This is a genomic window from Larkinella sp. C7 (assembly GCF_006149005.1).
GTDB lineage: Bacteria > Bacteroidota > Bacteroidia > Cytophagales > Spirosomataceae > Larkinella.
This window is the reverse complement of sequence record NZ_VBSL01000001.1, coordinates 640391-657254: the sequence shown is the minus strand read 5'-3', so window position 1 is coordinate 657254 and position 16864 is coordinate 640391. Positions and strand designations below refer to the sequence as shown.

The following is a 16864-nucleotide window of genomic DNA, read 5'->3' as shown; positions in this document are numbered from 1 at the left end:
CTTTAATCTCTCGTCTTATCTCTCCTGCCTTCTGATCACACCTGATCGATCGTCTCGAAGTATTGCTTGACTTTCTGTGCTTTATCGGCTCCGACGACAGTAACAATGTCATCGATTGGCGCTTCCCGGATCTTTTTCACGCCTTTGAAATACTTCAGGAGTTTAGCCGCCGTTTTTTTGCCAATGCCTTCGATGTTTTCCAGTTCACTGATCAGGCTGTTTCGGCTGCGTTTGTCGCGGTGGTAGGTGATGGCAAACCGGTGTGCTTCGTCGCGGATGCGCTGGATCAGCTTCAACGACTCGGATTTTTTATCGATATACAGCGGGAGACTATCTTCCGGAAAGTAAATCTCTTCCAATCGCTTGGCAATGCCGATGATCGGTACCTGACCATACAGATTCAACTCCTTCAGGGCTTCACAGGCCGCACTCAACTGGCCTTTACCACCGTCAATTACAATCAGGTCGGGCAGACCGCTTTGTTCGTCCAGCACACGGATATACCGCCGGGAAACGACCTCGTGCATCGACGCAAAGTCGTTGGGGCCAACAACGGTTTTGATCGAAAAATGGCGGTAGTTCTTGGGTGACGGTTTTCCGTCGATAAAGCAAACCATCGCCGAAACCGGGTTGGTTCCCTGAATGTTGGAGTTATCGAAACATTCAATGCGGTTGGGTAAAGTTTTGAGCTGCAAATCCTGCTTCAGCCGAATCAGCACCCGGTCTTTTTTGCTGGCATTTCCGGTGGCTTCGGCGGCTGCACGCTCGGCCCGTTCGCGTCGGAAATACAGTACGTTTTTCATCGACATGTCGAGCAACTTCTTCTTATCCCCAATCTGCGGCACCGTAATTTCGGCTTTCAGATCGGCCTCCAGCGGAATGTTGGTGATAATCTCCTTAGCCTCGCTGCCGTATTGCGTTCGAAACTCAATAATCAACATGGTCAGCAGGTCCAGATCGGATTCGTCCAGTTTCTTTTTGACCTCCACCGTATTCGTCTGCGTGATGGTCCCGTTCACCACCTTCATGAAATTGATGTAAGCTGCCGACTCATCCGAGGCAATGGTATACACATCCGCATCCGAAATCTTGGGGTTGACCACCGTCGATTTGCTCTGGAAATTTTGCAGAACGTTCAGTTTTTCCTTGTACTGCTGGGCCTGCTCGAACGCCAGTTGATTGGCTGATTCCAACATGCGTTCTTTGAAATACTGTTGGGCCGGTGCCACATTCCCCTTCAAAATGGAATGGATTTGGTCGATGTCTTTGAGGTAGTCGGCCTCGCTGACGAGCCCTTCGCAGGGGCCTTTGCAATTCCCGATGTGGTATTCCAGACACACCTTGAATTTTTTGGCTTCAATGTTTTCCGGTGTCAGATTGAGATTACACGTGCGGAGCGTAAACAACTGGCTGAACATCTCCAGCAGGGTATACATGGGCCGGAGTTGCGCATAAGGGCCGTAAAACGTCCCCATCTTCCGGTCGATGCGACGCGTGGTGATCACACGCGGGAAACGCTCGTTGGTCACGCAGATGAACGGATACGTTTTATCATCGCGCAGCAGAATGTTGTAGCGGGGCTGGAACCGCTTGATCAACTGGTTTTCCAGCAACAGCGCGTCGAATTCCGTATGGACAATGGTGAATTCAATCTTGCGAATCTGGCTGACCAGTCTGAGGGTCTTCCGGTCGTGTTGGTTCGATTTGGCAAAATAGCTGCTGACCCGGTTTTTCAGATCCTTGGCTTTGCCGACATAAATTACTTCTCCTGATGCGTCAAAATACCGGTATACGCCCGGTTCGTGCGGAACCTTCGCCAGTTCTGGTTTATAATCGAATTCAGCCATTTTTTGGGATGGGAACGCGGATGTAACGGATTAAACGGATTTTCACGGATAGAATCAGTTTTAATCTGTCTGATCCGTTTAATCCGTGTTCCTATTTAACAAACGAAGAACATTAAAAGTTGTCTGTCTGACGGCGTCGTAGGCACCGGATAATGCTTCGTCGAGCGACTGGGGATGAGTCAAAACGGAGAAGGCGGCTGTTAAACCGAGGGCCACCAAATCCTGCGGTTCGGCTTCCAGCGTTCCGCAAAGGGCAACGGTCGGCACGGCGAACTTTTTGGCTTCCTGCGCAATGCCGTTGATGAGTTTACCCTGCAAAGTCTGGTTGTCAATCTTGCCTTCGCCCGTCAGCACCAGATCCGTACCCGGCAGATTTTCCGCGAAGCGGGTTTGTTCCATGACCACTTTTACACCCTCTTTCAGCGTAGCACGCAGAAAAAACAATGCACCGGCACCCAGTCCGCCCGCGGCCCCGGCCCCCGGTAGGTCGGCTAAATCGACGCCAAACTGGCTCTGAATCCGGCGTGCCAGGTGCCGCAATCCCTGATCGAGTTTCTCCACATCGTCAGCCGAAGCGCCTTTTTGGGGTCCGTAGACATAAGCCGCCCCATTGGGGCCAAACAGGGGATTGGTTACGTCACAGGCGACTTCAACGGAAAGATTCAAGGGCGAAACCGGCGGAATTAGCTGGGCAATGTGCTCCAGATTCCCACCGCAGGGCGCAACGGGTTCGCCCCGATCATCCAGAAACTGCCACCCCAGAGCGGCAGCCATACCGATGCCGGCGTCGTTGGTCGCACTACCGCCGATGCCCAGCACCAGGTGCGTAACACCCCGGCTGATGGCATCCTGAATGAGCTGGCCGGTGCCGAACGTGCTTGCTTTCAGTGGATTGAGTTCATTTCGATGGAGCAACCGCAAGCCCGAAGCCTGCGACATTTCAATGAAAGCCGTCTGCTGGTCGGAGGAAATACCGTAAGAAGCCTGAATGGGTCGGTCGAGCGGATCAAGAGCCGGGATCGTAATCCATTGCCCGTTGGTGGCCTGTGTCAGCACTTCGGCGGTTCCTTCTCCGCCGTCGGCCATCGGCAACGCCACGATTTCGGCACCGGGATGAGCGAGCCGAATGCCTTCCGTCATGGCATCACATACTTGCCGAGCCGTCAGTGAACCTTTGAATTTATCAGGGGCCAGCAGGATTTTCATGACTAGACAAAAGAGGCTAGAGGTGAGACAAGAGACTGAAATAAAAGAGGATTGAGCGTAGTCTCTTGTCTTTCATCTCACCTCTTTTGTCTCACGCATTAATTCAGAATTTCTTCCTCTTCCGACTCAACGACTTTGGGCGCAATGTACCGCTGGCTGGAGTCGATGGAATAACCGCCACAATCCAGCGACAGGTTGAAACCATCCGGTTTTCGGAACGGCACCTTGGGGTAGGAACGTCGCAACGTGGGGTCGGCGTAGACCTTCTGCATGTACATACCCCAGGCCGGCATGGCTACCCGCGCACCCTGTCCCAACGCCATGTCGCGAAAGTGAATGCTGCGATCGTCGCCACCCACCCACAGGCCCGACACCAGATTCTGCGTCATGCCCATGAACCAGCCATCGGAGTAGCTGGAAGTTGTACCGGTTTTGGCCGCAATTTCGTTGCCGCCTTCCAGCAGTTTATACTGGGTCCGAAGCCGTTGTGAGGTTCCATCGGCGTCTTCCACCGCACCGCGCATCAGATAAAGCATCTGGTAGGCCGTATTGGCATTGATGACCAGTTTATTCTCGGCAAAAAAGCTTTTCAGCAGATTGCCGTTTTTATCGCGGATCTCCAGAACCGTCAGTGGTTTCACCCGATAACCGGCATTGGCGAAGGTGCAATAGGCCGCCACCATTTCATAAACCGACACGTCGCTCGTTCCCAGGCACAGGGTTGGGTTTTCGGTCAGTTTGCTTTCGATACCGAGTTTGTGGGCATACTCGACCACCGACGCCGATTTTGCCTGCTTGATCAGGTAGGCGCTGACCGAGTTCACCGAACGACCCAGCGCCTGCCGCAACGACAGTTGCTGATAACTCCACTTGCCGTTTGAATTGTGTGGTACCCACGCTCGAGGGCCGTTGTTGTCCTCCTGCGGTTCAAACCGGACGGGCTGATCGGTTACGCGGTCGCAGGGCGTCAGAAAGTTTTTGTCGATGGCCGTCAGGTAAACAAATGGCTTGAAGGTCGAACCCGGCTGCCGTTTGGCCTGCTTGACGTGGTCGAATTTGAAATATTTGAAGTTGATCCCGCCCACCCAGGCTTTCACGTGGCCGTTGCGCGGGTCCATCGACATGAAACCGACGTTTAGAAACCGCTTGTAATATTTGATCGAATCCAGCGGACTCATCACGGTGTCTTTTTCGTTCCGCCGACCGCCATATACGAACACTTTCATCTTCACCGGTTTCCGCATTTCGGCCCAGATCGCTTTTTCATCATCACCGTATTCGCGTTTCAGTGCAATATACCGGGGCGTTCGTTTGGCAACCTGCTCGATGAAACCCGGAATTTCGCGGTATTTGCCGCCGATTTTCTGGGTCCAGGGATTTCGGCCCCGCCAGTGTTCGTAGAACTTCCGCTGCTGTTCGCGCATGTGTTCGTAAACGGATTCTTCGGCGGCTTTCTGCAAGCGGGAGTCGATGGTGGTCCGGATTTTCAGGCCGCTGGTTTCCAAATCCAGTTCGTCGTCCGGGTGGGCTTCGTTGTATTCATCCAGCCACTTCTGAATGTCGCTTTTGATGACGGAACGGAAATAAGCCGCCCGCCCGGTATTTTGGTTTTCGATGTTGAAATCGAGCTTGATCGGTTTCTGTTTGTAGAGTGCAAACTGGTCGTCGGACAGAAAACCGTATTTCCGCATCTGAAACAGCACGACGTTTCGCCGTAAGAGCGAACGGTCTTCATACAGCCGGGGGTTGAACCGCGACGGATTCTGGAGCATTCCGACCAGCATGGCTGCTTCCTCGACGTTCAGTTGCCAGGGTTCTTTGTTAAAATACGTTTTGGCCGCTGTTTTAATCCCAAACGTGTTGTTCCCGAACGATACTGTGTTCAGGTACATCATCAGGATTTCCTGTTTGGTATAGTTGCGTTCGAGCCGCACGGCCAAAATCCACTCCTTGGTTTTGTCGATGATGACGCGCACGTAGGGAATGCTGCCGAAGACGCCCCGGAATTTTTCAGTCCGGGTTTCAAACAGGTTTTTGGCCACCTGCTGGGTGAGCGTACTGCCCCCGCCCGAACTGCTCCGGCCCGTCAAAACGCCATTGACCGCCCGGAAAATACTGCGGGCGTCGATTCCGGAATGTTTCACAAACCGCGCATCTTCCGTCGCCAGAAGCGCCGAAATGACGTTGGGCGAAACCTGGGAAATCTCAATGGGCGTCCGGTTTTCGAGGTAATATTTACTGAGCAGAACCCCATCTTCGGTATAAATTTCCGAAGCCAGGTAACTCTGCGGGTTTTCGAGTGCTTTCAGACTGGGCATTCCGCCAAACAACCACAGAAAATTGAAACTAACCGCAACGATATACAGAATAAGCAGGACAACGCCGGCCAGGGTCAATTTCCAGAGTCTTGCAATCAGGCGTCGGTACAAACCCGGTTGTAACTCAAACATAGGGGAATCAGGGATTAAACTTGATACTGGGATACACTTCCGCTTTTGTCAAATGTACACATTTTAACCAAAAACGTCACTTTCGCTTGGCCGTCTGCTGCTCGGCGGCTACCTGCATTTCTCGCACTTTCGGAAGTAAAGGACTGGTTGGATAATCGCGGATGAACTCGATCAGCGCCTGGCGGTAAGGCTCTACACCGCGCACCTTGCCAATCAGAATGACGCGCAAAACGGCCATTTTATCTTCAATCAAACTGCCGGTCAACACCCCCATGGCGGTTTCGGCCCGGCTGAGGGCTTCACTCAGATTGTTGGCCTTATACAGTCCGTAGATTTCCGTGTAAACGCGCTGGGCCTCGGTTTCGCCGGTCGCCGTAGGGGCGCCATTTGCGCCGGTTTTTCCGACCTGACGGGCATACGAGGACGTCGGAAATTCGGTCAGCAGTTTGTCTTTCCAGGCCGAAGTCCGGTTCAACTGGTCGTTCGAAACCATCAGCAGATAATAAACTTCCGGTTTCACGGAAGTGTTCGGATAACGGGTCAATAGGGTTTCGAAGGTCGGAATGGCTTTGTCCGGCTGATTGAACTGAAATTTATACAATTTCCCCAATCGGTAATACGCGTTTTCGAGCCGCTGGTTCGATTGGGCCAGAGCTTCCGGGCTGAACGGTATGGTCGCATACAGCGCATCTTTTTGCGCTTTCCGTTCTTCGGCCGTCAGGGTAGCCGGAGCAGACCCGTCGGGCCCCGTCGCATTCAGGGCCGTACCGGTTTGGGGTGCCGAGTCAATCGTGGCCAGTTGTGCCGTCGATTCTTTCTGGCTCCGGCGCCAGTTGTCTTCCAGTTGCCGGTTTCCCCATTTCTGTGTGAACTCGGTTTTCCCCTGCGTAATCATGATGGGATTGTACAGAAGCCACCGCTGGTCGGCCGGAATGTCGGACGAGGTGGCAGGGCGATTCGACGCCTGAGCGGCTATTTGCTGCGCCTGCTTGAGTAAAGCCTGCTGCTGTTTCAGTTTGCGGTCGATGGCTTCGTCCAGATGACGGTCCAGAGCCGCCGGGTTCATCTGCGCCAGCTTTTGCAGACTATCTTCCGTCAGAATGGTTCGCTGCTGGGCAACAAATTCGTCGAGAAACACTTTTCGACCGGCCAGCAGTTTGTAGTCGGCCGATTGCTGGGGCAGCAGCGCCAGCGCACTGTCGTAATAAGCCTTGGCGGTGGGGAAATCCAGCAATTTTTCGAAGTACAGTTTCCCCATTTCCTGGTAGGTATACGGAATCTGGAGGGTGTTCGTCGTCGTTTCCTTGATGGATTTTTTCCAGTATTCGATGGCTTTCGGATACCGTTCGTTCCGGGCTTCCAGCAAACCCATCGTGTAATAAATCTTATCTTTCAGGTCGATATTTTTCCGGTCGTTCAGCATCCGGCTGAACCGTTCGCTGCTGGTCCGCCCACCCTGAATCGAATAAATCGTGGCATAAAACGACTGCTCGTAAGTAGGGCGGTTTTGTAACACCGAGCGATAGTGCGCAACGGCTTTGTCTGATTTGCCGGTTAAATCATAGAGCTGACCCGCAATGAGGTGCAACCGGGCTGTGGTTTCGCCCTTTTTCAGGAAGGGGAAGGTGGCATCCAGCAATGCCGCCGACACCGCATATTCCTGTTTTTTCTGGTGCAGATAGGCTTTCGTTAGATAATAATCCCGCGTGTTGATTTTGTTAAGCGGCTGAACGCGAAGGTATTCTGCCACATTCAACCCGTTTGCATAATCCGCGATTTCGACGTAAGTCCGCATCAGTAGAATCAACGCTTCGTGTTTTTCGTCCTCGCTTTCGCCTTTCGTATTCACGTATTTGAACACCTCCATCGCATTGCCGTAATCCTGGCGATACAGGCGGGCGGTTCCCAACAAGATATAACTGTTATCCAGCCACTTGCTGTTCTGGTGACGTTCGGCCACCAGCGATGCTTTCTTGATGGCGTCGTCCAGTTGCGCTTTCACGGGTTCCAGTTTGGTGGAATCGAGCGGCAGCAGAATAGGGAGCGGCTGGTTGTAATTTTCCTGGTAGGTTTTCTGTCTGTAACGGTCGACTTCCCGAATTCGCTCGCGCGCGATGAGGTACGCATTGTAGCGGGCGTTCAGGTTGTGATAGGCCACCGGAAGCTTTTTCTGGCTGTATTGCGAACAGCCACTGATCCAAACCGCCAGGACAACCCACAGCAGAGAAAGCCGGAACCCGTCAGCTACAGAAGGGCAAATGGAATATCGGTTGAAAAACCCGCCTTGCATGGAAAATGGTGAGATACTTGGTAACCGACGGAAGGCTTTCTACCTTCGCAGAACCAACACTATTGACTAACGACGTCGACGCAAAATCCGTATCGAAAAGTGTGCCACGCCTACAAAAATACGAAATAACTAACACCAAATCCGAAGACCTGACGCATGGACCCCGATAAATCCCATTCCGACGATCCGGAAAAGCCGTTCCGGAAGGTCACCCGCAAGACCAGCTCGTTCGTGCAGTACTCTGCGATCGGTTTTCAAATGCTGGCCACGATTGGTCTGGGCGTTTGGGGCGGCATCAAACTGGACGAGTGGCAGGGCAACCAGAAACCCATCTGGACGCTGGTGCTGTCGCTGGTTGCCATTGGTTCGTCTCTGTACCTCTTTATCCGCAGTTTACCCAAACAACCCTGATATGCTCCCAAGTCTTGGGGCTACGGCCCTGCTTGCAATTGTATTTTTTGTAGCCGAACAGTACGGAGCCGAACGCTGGTTACATCCGTACTGGAAGTTCATGCTGATTTTTTTTCTGAGCATTTCGTTTCTGATTCACCGGTTGATGGAGGTTGGTTTTCAGAATAATCGTGAAAAATTCATCCCGTTTTACATGGCGACCATCGTTGCCCGGATGATTCTATGCCTTGTTTTTGTCGGGTTCTTTTTGTGGCGGGGTGTCGATGGCGTGAAACTGTTCATCCTGGACTTTCTTGCACTATATATATTTTACACAGCCTTTGAAATCTACATTTTGAGTCGTAACTTGCGACGCGGTTTGTGATATATACCATTTACTTCATATGTCTCGTTTCCTGATTCGTAAAGCATTTTTAAGTATTGTATTGTTTTTGAGCACGTTGGCTGCCGTTACGGCACAGCATGACGAGCATCACGACCACGGCGCAACCGGGGAGAAGAAAAAATTTAATGTGGGCGACATGATCATGCACCACATTAAAGACGACCACGGTTGGGAATTTGCGCATGGGTTGACGCTGCCTTTGCCGGTTATTCTGTATACGCAGGACAAGGGTCTGGACGTGTTTTCGTCGTCTCATTTCGCGCATGAAGCCAATTACAATGGCTACGTAAAAGAGCACAATAAAATTTACCGCGCCGGTGCCAACGGCGAGGCCGACAAGACGATTAAAGTTTACGATTTTTCCATCACGAAAAACGTAGCTTCCCTTTTGTTGAGTGCGGCCCTGCTTTTACTTGTATTTTTCTCCGTTCGGAAAGGCTATGAGAAAAACCGGGGCAAGGCTCCCAAAGGTTTGCAGTCGTTTCTGGAACCGGTTATTCTGTTCGTTCGCGACGAGATTGCCAAACCGAACATCGGTCCGAAATACGCCAAATACCTGCCCTTTCTGCTGACGCTGTTTTTCTTTATTCTGTTCAACAACCTGCTCGGCCTGCTACCGGGTGGCGCCAACCTGACTGGCAACATCGCCATCACGATGACGCTGGCGGTGATTACCTTCCTGATTGTCAACCTGAGCGGAAACAAGCATTACTGGGCTCACCTTTTCAAGCCGACCGGCGTGCCGGTGGCGCTGCTGCCAATCATGATTCCGGTCGAGATCGTGGGTGTTTTCATGAAACCGTTCTCCCTGATGGTGCGGTTGTTTGCCAACATCACGGCGGGTCACATCATCATTCTGAGCTTGTTAGGGTTGATTTTTATTGCCAATGACCTGGGCGGTTCCGGGATGGGCTGGGGGGTTAGCCCGCTGATTATCGTTTTCTCGCTCTTCATGAACCTGATCGAATTGCTGGTTGCGTTCCTGCAAGCGTTCATTTTTACCCTGCTCACGTCGATGTATATCGGTAGCGCGATTGAAGACAGCCACGAGGCCGATCACGGACATTGAGTTTTTAGTTTGTATTTTTTTGTTTAACCATAAATCAATTTATCGAGCATGTTTGCAATGTTGCTCTCTATTCTTCTGGAAGCTACGGGTAGCTTCGCAGTAATGGGTGCCGCCATTGGCGCAGGTCTGGCCGCTATCGGTGCAGGTCTGGGTATTGGCCGTATTGGTGGTTCGGCGATGGAAGGGATCGCCCGCCAACCGGAAGCTGCTGGTCGGATTCAGACCGCGATGTTGATCATCGCAGCCTTGATCGAGGCCGTGGCTCTGTTCGCAGCCGTTATCTGTCTGCTGATCTCACTGGGCTAACCAGGAAACCGCATCCGGGTCGCTGATTGCATTAGGCGTTGGCATACGACTCACAAAACTGGAAAAAGCCCGTCGGTATGAATTAGTCAGCCGACGGGCTGATTTCCAACCTAAAAAGAAATTCAACGTAATTATATATCCTAATTTCGTACGTCAATGGATCTGCTCATTCCCGATATTGGGTTGTTATTCTGGATGGTGGTCGTTTTTGGACTGCTGTACTTCATTCTATCAAAATTTGCCTGGGCACCGATTACGGAAAGCCTGAAAGAACGGGAAGACGATATTCAGAAAGCCTTGGATATGGCCGAAAAAACCCGGATCGAAATGGCAAAACTGCAGGCCGACAACCAGAAGCTGCTGGCCGAAGCCCGCGCCGAACGGGATGCCATTCTGCGGGGAGCCAAAGAAACCGCCGACCGCGTCATTGCTGAATCACGCGATAAGGCAACGGAAGAAGGCAATCGCATCATTCTGAAAGCCCGCGAAGAATTGCAGACCGAACGTCAGGCGATGGTCGCCGAGGTAAAGCGTGAAGTGATTACGTTGTCGCTGGACATCGCCGAAAAAATTCTGAAAAAGGAATTGAGCGATAAAAAATCACAGGAAGAACTGGTTAAAAGTCTGGTTGCCGAAGCACGATTAAATTAAGTTAAGCGTGAAGAGTGAAGAGTGAAGAGTTGGCTGACGCTCGCTTTCTCTTAACTTGACCGGGCTTTGCCTTAACTCTTAATTCTTAACTCTTAATTCTTAACTCCTAAGATGGCAGAGTCTACAGTAGCATTCCGATACGCTAAATCGCTGATCGACCTCGCGAAAGAGAAGCAGAAGGTCGAAGAGGTGTACAAAGATATGTTGTTTTTCAGCGACGTGGTTCGTAAAAACCGCGACCTGATGCTGGCCCTGAAAAGCCCGATTTTGCGTCATGAGAAGAAACTAAACGTTTTGCGGGCGATTTTTGAAAGCCGTGTCGATCCTCTATCGTTTACGATCTTCAACATCATTTCGAAGAAAAACCGGGAAGGAATTATGGATAGCATCGCTACCGAATTCGTCCGGCAGTATAATGAACTGAAAGGCATCCAGAAGATTCAGGTGACAACGACGATACCGCTGACTGAAGAAATTCGGAAGCAGTTTATCGATGTCGTTGCCAAAGCAACCGGAAAGCAAATCGAACTCGAAGAAACCATTGATCCAAAGCTGATCGGGGGGTATATTCTCCGCATTGGCGACCGCCAGATCGATGCCTCCATCCGCAACCAATTGGCTGAACTGCGGTTGAGTTTTCTGAATTGATTTTTTAAGACAAAAGAGAATAGACAAGAGAAAAAGACAAATGCCAACTGATAGGTTAAGTCTTTCATCTCACGTCTCACTTCTTTACTCTACAAAAAAACCGGACATCAAAGCACCTGCTTGGATGTCCGGTTTTTTTGTTAACATGCAGAGCCAAATGGTATACTAAATGGATCTGCTCACGCAAACCCGAACCATCGACATCGTCCGCGTAGTAACGGATCTGGGGTATGAACTGTACGAAAACCGCAAGATCGTGTGTCCGTTTCATGCCGAAAAAACACCGTCGCTGGTCATTTATCCGCAGACCAACTCGTACCACTGCTTTGGATGTGGCAAACACGGGGATGTCATCAACTTCTACGCCGGAGTGGCCAAGCTGGAATATGCGGCAGCCATGCACGAACTGGCGTTCAATTACCTGCCCGACTACAAGCCAGAACTGTATAAGAAAGGCCATCTGAACAAAATACAGGTGCCGGTTTCTGCAAAACCGACGAGAATGGCCTTACCGTCTGACACGAATGCCTACGTCTACCAACCGCTGCACAGTACGATTTACGAGGATTTTCAGCGGATTTGTGCGTTGCAACCCGCCAATGCGGTGCGGGAGGATGCCTGGCAGTATCTGGTCGGTCGCGGGTTTTCAGAAACCACCTTGCGAAAGTTTCGCCTGTTCACCGTCAATGATTACCAGGCGGCACAGGCGCAACTGCGAAGAACCTACACGTTGCCGGATTTACAGGAATGCGGGTTGTTCAACGAAAAAGGCAACCTGATTTTTTACCGGCATCCGATCATCATTCCGTATTACCGAAAGGGCCGCATCGTTTATTTGCAGGGGCGGGTGATCCGAAATCCATCCGAAACCGTATCCCGGTATCAGTTTTTGAGTGGCGTTCCGGTCGAGTTGTTCAATGCGGATGTAACCGACCTGATCAAAACCGGGCAAACGCTCTACGTCACCGAAGGCGCGCTGGACTGCATGACGCTGATGCAGGAAGGTATGCCCGCCGTTAGTCTGGGCAGCGCGACGATGTTTAAACGGGAGTGGATGAAACTCTTCCGGCGGTTCGAAGTCTGTTTTTACTTCGACAACGATGCCGCCGGGCAAAAAGCCGCCCGCGAATACGGCGATTTGTTCAGCCAATACCGCATTTCGACCCGCACCAAAACGGTGAAAGAAGGCTATAAAGACGTGAATGATTACTTTTCGAAGCGGGAGTAAGTCCTACTGAAACTCCTTCACAAACTTGAAATGCGAGGGCCGGAACGTCAGTTGCTGGTAAAACCGGTGCGTGTGCGTCCGTTTCTGGTTGGCCGTCACTTCGAGATTGACAAAGCCGTGGGCTTCGGCGAGTTGTTCCATCGCGGCAACGAGTTGGCGGCCAATCTGCTGGTTGCGGTATTCCGGCATCACGTACAACTCCTGAATTTCGCCCACTTTGCCGGTATGGTGCAGCAGGTATTGCACGTGGCAGCTAATGAAACCAACAATATCTTCGTTGACTTCCGCGACTAAATAATGCACCCGTTTGTCGGTGAGGTTCCGTTGAAATACCGCCCGAAACGCCACCGCATTGAGTTGGGTTTCTTCCAGTTCGCAAATGAAACGGTAAAGCGTTCCAACATCCTGATAATCAGCCGGGCGAATGGTTGCCTCGAAGGTCATATTCGGAGAAAGATTAAATGAGGTTTTCGGGAAGTGAATAAGAAGTGGTTAATTTCGGAAAATTCTGACAAATCCTAAGCCAAATAATGAAAAAAGTGAGTCTTTGGGTAGTTTTACCCTTCCTGGCGGGCGCGCTGTCCTGCCAATCGACCTCTTCCAACGAAGAAAAAACATCCCCAACCGATACCACCCAAACCCGCATGTTTGCTTCCGACGCAGCTTTTCTCCAGCAATACCACCCCGATTTAGTGATCCTTCAAGATGGTAAATCCCAGGTTCTCATCTGTCCGGCGTATCAGGGACGGATCATGACCAGCACCGCCGATGGTGAAACGAGCTACGGCTGGATTAACCGCGAGCTGATTCAGTCGGGGAAATTACTGCCGCACATGAATGCGTTCGGCGGAGAAGACCGCTTCTGGCTGGGGCCGGAAGGTGGACAATTTGCCATTTATTTCAAACCAGGTGCAAAATTTACCGGTGACGACTGGCAAACGCCCGCAGCCATCGACTCCGAACCGTTCGTGCTGGCGTCGAAAGATGCGCGTTCGGCCCGGTTTACGAAAGCCTTTGAACTGACGAATTATACCGGGACAAAGTTTAGTGTCGGTGTGGAGCGTGAAGTCCGGCTGTTGCGCGCGGAGCAGATCAGTCAGATCCTGGGCGCAACGGGCGCGTTTTTAAACGACTCGCTGAAGATCGTGGGGGTCGAATCCGTCAATACCCTGATCAACACCGGAAAAGAGCCCTGGACGAAAGAAAAAGGGCTCTTGTCGGTCTGGATTCTGGGCATGTTCAACGCGTCGCCGGAAGCCACGATTGTGGTGCCGTTTCAACCCGGCCCGGGGCAGGCCATCAACGACAGTTATTTTGGCAAAATACCGGCGTCGCGGCTGGTGGTGAACGACAGCGTGGCTTTCTTTAAGGCAGATGCCGATGCGCGCGGTAAAATCGGGGTGCCGCCCGCCCGCGTCAAAAACCGGCTCGGCAGCTACGATCCCGGTTCCCAAACCCTCACGCTGGTCACATTTACGTTCGATCCGTCCAACCGCGACTACGTCAATTCGGCCTGGGAAATTCAGAAAGAACCGTATGCGGGGGATGTTGCCAATGCCTACAACGACGGGCCGATGAAACCGGGCCAGCCGCAGATGGGAAAATTCTACGAACTGGAAAGCTCATCGCCCGCTGCTGCGCTCGCGCCCGGTGGTCGCCTGACGCATACGCACACGACGCTGCACATCCAGGGTGATGAGCCGCAACTCGACAAAATGGCGCGGCAATGGCTGGGAGTGACGTTAGCGGAAATTGTAAATGCGTTCTAACGCTCCCATTCCGCGAAAATCGTTGCATATGGGGGTAAGCTAAACCGCAACCGCTCATTATTCTCAGGAATGAGACTTTCGCCCGACGCTTTCCAAAAGGATTCCGGCGAAAAACAGGCTTCCCTGAATGAGGATTCGTCCAGCGTCCGCACCCTGACGGTCCGGGTCATCGGAGCCGAAACCGTTTGCGGTTCTTCGGTCAGGTTGGCCAGGATTAAGATCGCTTTGTCGTCTTTTTGCAGACACAGGGCTTCAATCTTAAACGGCTGGCTGCTGGTGGTCGGCATCACCCTGCCTTCCCGAAAACCGTTTGCGAATCGAAAAATCCAGTACAGCGGAAAAACCATACCGGCTTCGGCAAAGAACTGATTGGGGTAAGCCGACGGATAATCGCCCTGTACAATACCTTCTTCCCCTACGGTTTCGTAATAGGTAACGGAACGCGCTTTGGCCTGAATCAGCCCTTTCAGACTGGCTAGCGTCCAGGCGGCTCCGAACAGCGACATTTGCCGGGGATCTGTCGAAAAAGGCATCTGATGACTCGCCGAATCGGCATCGTCGCCGGTTGCGTCGGGATTGAAACGCGGTCGCAGCGTGACGGGCGAAACGTGAACGTTCGGCGTCCAGTGCCGGGCATCCCGGACGGTGTCGGGTTGGGCCGTGGTATTTTCCATCAGCGTCAGATGATCAACCGCGTGGGCTTGTGGGCTGATGGCGTAGCTGAGGAAATCGACGGTTTCGAGTGGTGGCGTTTGCCGGTTGACGGCCACAAAAAAAGCGTTGGTTCCCGCCCCGATCTGCGCATCGGGAAAAGCCTGACGAATGGGCGACGTCACTTCATGCAACAACGTCGCCGGGGTGGATTTGGCAAAATTACTGAGAACCGTTACGGAATAAACCAGCGACGGGTCGACCGGTTCTTTCAAAAAACTGTACAGCTCGTAATTGGCCAACTGGTTGAAAATCAAAACCAATTCGAGCTTTAAATCCAGCAGAATCGCATCGTCGACGGCTTTCCGGAAAGTCCCGTGCCAGTCGTGGTGCTGAAAGTTAACTTCCACGCGCAGGTGATGGAAGCGGGCTTCTTTGAGCAGACGCACCGTCGAATCCGTCAGCGCTTCCGGGTTGGCACCCAGCCCGATGGCGGGCAGTGGAAGCGTTTCAGAATCAAAGGTAAGAACGGTTTCGGAGGGATTGGATTCTATATCCAGCGGGCTGGAAAACGAACCGACCAGCCGGAGTTCAACCGATTGCTGGAGGGTATCACCGGTTTGGAGCAGCACCGGAAACGCACGCGAAAGGGGCGTACAATACGTTTTATACGAAGCATCGGTCCAGTTGCGCTGGTCCTCGGTTTCGAAAACATCGCCTACAAACCACAAAACCGCCGAGCCGTCGTTGGAAACCGGCCACTGCATCTCCCGAATGTTCAGAAAAGGCTGGTGGGGGCTGATCCCTTCCGGAAACGGAGCGACCGTCTGGCTGCCGTCGGGGTGCGTGAGGGTGCAGGGCTGGCCGGCACATTCGGGAATGGGATGCAGGATGCAGAAACCGGCGCGGTTGCGCTGGAAGTCGGCAAGGGCTTCGCCGTCGATATTGAATTGGATCGTTCCGTCCGGTTCGCCGATGATTTCGCACTGCCAGCGCAGGTGGACGGTTTCGTTCCGGCACACGCTGGTGTAACGAATATGAAACGAATCGGCCCGTTGGTCAATGGTTTCGTCTTCAATCACCATCGGGGCCGTGGCCCAGTTGGGGTCGCGGACGGCGTGGTAAATCAGTCGGAGAACTTCGTGGTTGCCCAGGCGGATGTACCGCAGAAAACCGTGTTCATACCGCATCGTCAGCGGCCCGGCGCGGAGCATACGGGCTTCCGGCAGCGGCTCGGGCTGGCCGTACAGAATCAGGGAAGGAGCGTGCATAGGTTAGTAATTCTGCAACTGATCCGATTCGATGATGTGCTTCCCGGTCAGTCCTTCCTGGGCTTTCTGAAACATGGCGTTGGCCACGCTTTCTACCCGGATGCCTTTGTACTTGGCGGGAATCAGGGGATTGAGCAACTTCATCAACCCTTCCCCAATGCGTTCGCCCAACCGGAATTCATTGCGGTCGCCGAGCAGGAGGGAAGGCCGGAAAATAAACAGGGCCGGATAGTTCAGGGCGGCCAGGTCACGTTCCAGTTCGCCCTTGACGCGGTTGTAGAAAATCGACGAATCCGGATTGGCTCCCATCGAAGAAACTAAAAAAAATTGCTTCGCCCGGTTGACCAAAGCCCGTTGCGCAACGTCTAATGGATATTTATAATCAATTTTTCGAAAAGCATCTTTGGACCCCGCCTTTTTCATGGTGGTGCCGAGGCAGCAAAAAATGTCGTCGGCCTGCACCAGCAAACCGTTCGGATGATCAAAATCATACTGGATTTCCTGTAAACGGGGGTGTTGCCACCCTAACGAATGCCGGACCAGCACTTTTACTTTTTCGTAGGCCGAAGAATCCAGCAGGCGATGGGTCAATACATTTCCAACAAGACCAGTCGCTCCAACAACAAGCGCGGTTTTAAGAGTGGGCTTTGTCATTATTTAGGGTTAGTGGCCATTAAGATTG

The 16864-nt window shown here is 52.3% G+C and carries 15 protein-coding genes; 8 read left to right on the top strand and 7 right to left on the bottom strand.

Features of this window, described 5'->3' with window-relative positions; genetic code table 11:
• Window positions 1-35 precede the first annotated feature (35 nt).
• The 4 genes from uvrC to FH871_RS02585 form a co-directional block, all read right to left on the bottom strand.
• Window positions 36-1847 carry an excinuclease ABC subunit UvrC gene (gene uvrC, locus FH871_RS02600; RefSeq protein WP_138989765.1) on the bottom strand — a complete coding sequence of 604 codons (1812 nt, stop codon included), beginning with the start codon at window positions 1845-1847 and terminating at the stop codon, window positions 36-38.
• A gap of 78 nt (window positions 1848-1925) precedes the next feature.
• Window positions 1926-3053: a glycerate kinase gene (locus FH871_RS02595; RefSeq protein ID WP_138989764.1), complete on the bottom strand. Its 1128-nt coding sequence runs from the start codon at window positions 3051-3053 to the stop codon at window positions 1926-1928.
• Between the two features lie 98 nt (window positions 3054-3151).
• Entirely contained in the window at window positions 3152-5503 is a 2352-nt protein-coding gene (locus tag FH871_RS02590) for a penicillin-binding protein 1A (RefSeq protein ID WP_138989763.1), read from the bottom strand.
• Window positions 5504-5579: 76 nt separating this feature from the next.
• Window positions 5580-7793, bottom strand: coding sequence for a tetratricopeptide repeat protein (locus FH871_RS02585; RefSeq protein ID WP_138989762.1), 2214 nt, complete (start codon window positions 7791-7793; stop codon window positions 5580-5582).
• 156 nt (window positions 7794-7949) lie between these two features.
• On the opposite strand from FH871_RS02585, the gene FH871_RS02580 reads away from it, so the two are divergent.
• The 7 genes from FH871_RS02580 (at window position 7950) to FH871_RS02550 (ending at window position 12491) form a co-directional block, all read left to right on the top strand.
• Window positions 7950-8204 (top strand): AtpZ/AtpI family protein, encoded by a 255-nt coding sequence (locus tag FH871_RS02580; protein WP_138989761.1) that lies wholly within the window; start codon window positions 7950-7952, stop codon window positions 8202-8204.
• A 1-nt stretch (window position 8205) separates the two neighbouring features.
• On the top strand, window positions 8206-8568 hold the full coding sequence (locus FH871_RS02575) for a hypothetical protein (RefSeq protein ID WP_138989760.1): 363 nt from the start codon (window positions 8206-8208) through the stop codon (window positions 8566-8568).
• 19 nt (window positions 8569-8587) lie between these two features.
• Window positions 8588-9658: a F0F1 ATP synthase subunit A gene (gene atpB / locus FH871_RS02570; protein ID WP_114404109.1), complete on the top strand. Its 1071-nt coding sequence runs from the start codon at window positions 8588-8590 to the stop codon at window positions 9656-9658.
• A 48-nt stretch (window positions 9659-9706) separates the two neighbouring features.
• Entirely contained in the window at window positions 9707-9964 is a 258-nt protein-coding gene (gene atpE, locus FH871_RS02565; RefSeq protein ID WP_114404108.1) for an ATP synthase F0 subunit C, read from the top strand.
• Window positions 9965-10120: 156 nt separating this feature from the next.
• A complete protein-coding gene (atpF, locus tag FH871_RS02560; protein ID WP_138989759.1) occupies window positions 10121-10615 on the top strand; it encodes a F0F1 ATP synthase subunit B in 495 nt (164 codons plus the stop codon).
• A gap of 111 nt (window positions 10616-10726) precedes the next feature.
• The gene (gene atpH, locus FH871_RS02555; RefSeq protein ID WP_138989758.1) at window positions 10727-11263 is read left to right on the top strand and encodes an ATP synthase F1 subunit delta; all 537 of its coding nucleotides are present in this window, start codon (window positions 10727-10729) and stop codon (window positions 11261-11263) included.
• Between the two features lie 169 nt (window positions 11264-11432).
• On the top strand, window positions 11433-12491 hold the full coding sequence (locus FH871_RS02550; protein WP_138989757.1) for a CHC2 zinc finger domain-containing protein: 1059 nt from the start codon (window positions 11433-11435) through the stop codon (window positions 12489-12491).
• A gap of 3 nt (window positions 12492-12494) precedes the next feature.
• On the opposite strand, the gene FH871_RS02545 is transcribed toward FH871_RS02550, so the two are convergent.
• The gene (locus tag FH871_RS02545; RefSeq protein WP_138989756.1) at window positions 12495-12935 is read right to left on the bottom strand and encodes a GNAT family N-acetyltransferase; all 441 of its coding nucleotides are present in this window, start codon (window positions 12933-12935) and stop codon (window positions 12495-12497) included.
• Between the two features lie 86 nt (window positions 12936-13021).
• Between FH871_RS02545 and FH871_RS02540 the strand changes: the two genes are divergently transcribed.
• On the top strand, window positions 13022-14260 hold the full coding sequence (locus FH871_RS02540) for a DUF6786 family protein (RefSeq protein WP_138989755.1): 1239 nt from the start codon (window positions 13022-13024) through the stop codon (window positions 14258-14260).
• Here the strand turns inward: FH871_RS02540 and FH871_RS02535 are convergent.
• On the bottom strand, window positions 14257-16182 hold the full coding sequence (locus tag FH871_RS02535; protein ID WP_138989754.1) for a hypothetical protein: 1926 nt from the start codon (window positions 16180-16182) through the stop codon (window positions 14257-14259). The two genes, FH871_RS02540 and FH871_RS02535, sit on opposite strands and share 4 nt — an antisense overlap.
• Window positions 16183-16185: 3 nt before the next feature.
• A complete protein-coding gene (locus tag FH871_RS02530) occupies window positions 16186-16836 on the bottom strand; it encodes an oxidoreductase (protein WP_138989753.1) in 651 nt (216 codons plus the stop codon).
• Window positions 16837-16864 lie beyond the last annotated feature (28 nt).

Excerpts from the sequence above, each read along its gene's own strand:
- FH871_RS02540 (WP_138989755.1), top strand. The coding sequence starts at position 13,022 with ATGAAAAAAGTGAGTCTTTGGGTAGTTTTACCCTTCCTGGCGGGCGCG.
- atpE (WP_114404108.1), top strand. The coding sequence starts at position 9,707 with ATGTTTGCAATGTTGCTCTCTATTCTTCTGGAAGCTACGGGTAGCTTC.
- FH871_RS02545 (WP_138989756.1), bottom strand. The coding sequence starts at position 12,935 with ATGACCTTCGAGGCAACCATTCGCCCGGCTGATTATCAGGATGTTGGA.
- atpF (WP_138989759.1), top strand. The coding sequence starts at position 10,121 with ATGGATCTGCTCATTCCCGATATTGGGTTGTTATTCTGGATGGTGGTC.
- atpB (WP_114404109.1), top strand. The coding sequence starts at position 8,588 with ATGTCTCGTTTCCTGATTCGTAAAGCATTTTTAAGTATTGTATTGTTT.
- FH871_RS02590 (WP_138989763.1), bottom strand. The coding sequence starts at position 5,503 with ATGTTTGAGTTACAACCGGGTTTGTACCGACGCCTGATTGCAAGACTC.
- FH871_RS02550 (WP_138989757.1), top strand. The coding sequence starts at position 11,433 with ATGGATCTGCTCACGCAAACCCGAACCATCGACATCGTCCGCGTAGTA.
- atpH (WP_138989758.1), top strand. The coding sequence starts at position 10,727 with ATGGCAGAGTCTACAGTAGCATTCCGATACGCTAAATCGCTGATCGAC.
- uvrC (WP_138989765.1), bottom strand. The coding sequence starts at position 1,847 with ATGGCTGAATTCGATTATAAACCAGAACTGGCGAAGGTTCCGCACGAA.
- FH871_RS02575 (WP_138989760.1), top strand. The coding sequence starts at position 8,206 with ATGCTCCCAAGTCTTGGGGCTACGGCCCTGCTTGCAATTGTATTTTTT.
- FH871_RS02535 (WP_138989754.1), bottom strand. The coding sequence starts at position 16,182 with ATGCACGCTCCTTCCCTGATTCTGTACGGCCAGCCCGAGCCGCTGCCG.
- FH871_RS02530 (WP_138989753.1), bottom strand. The coding sequence starts at position 16,836 with ATGACAAAGCCCACTCTTAAAACCGCGCTTGTTGTTGGAGCGACTGGT.
- FH871_RS02580 (WP_138989761.1), top strand. The coding sequence starts at position 7,950 with ATGGACCCCGATAAATCCCATTCCGACGATCCGGAAAAGCCGTTCCGG.
- FH871_RS02595 (WP_138989764.1), bottom strand. The coding sequence starts at position 3,053 with ATGAAAATCCTGCTGGCCCCTGATAAATTCAAAGGTTCACTGACGGCT.
- FH871_RS02585 (WP_138989762.1), bottom strand. The coding sequence starts at position 7,793 with ATGCAAGGCGGGTTTTTCAACCGATATTCCATTTGCCCTTCTGTAGCT.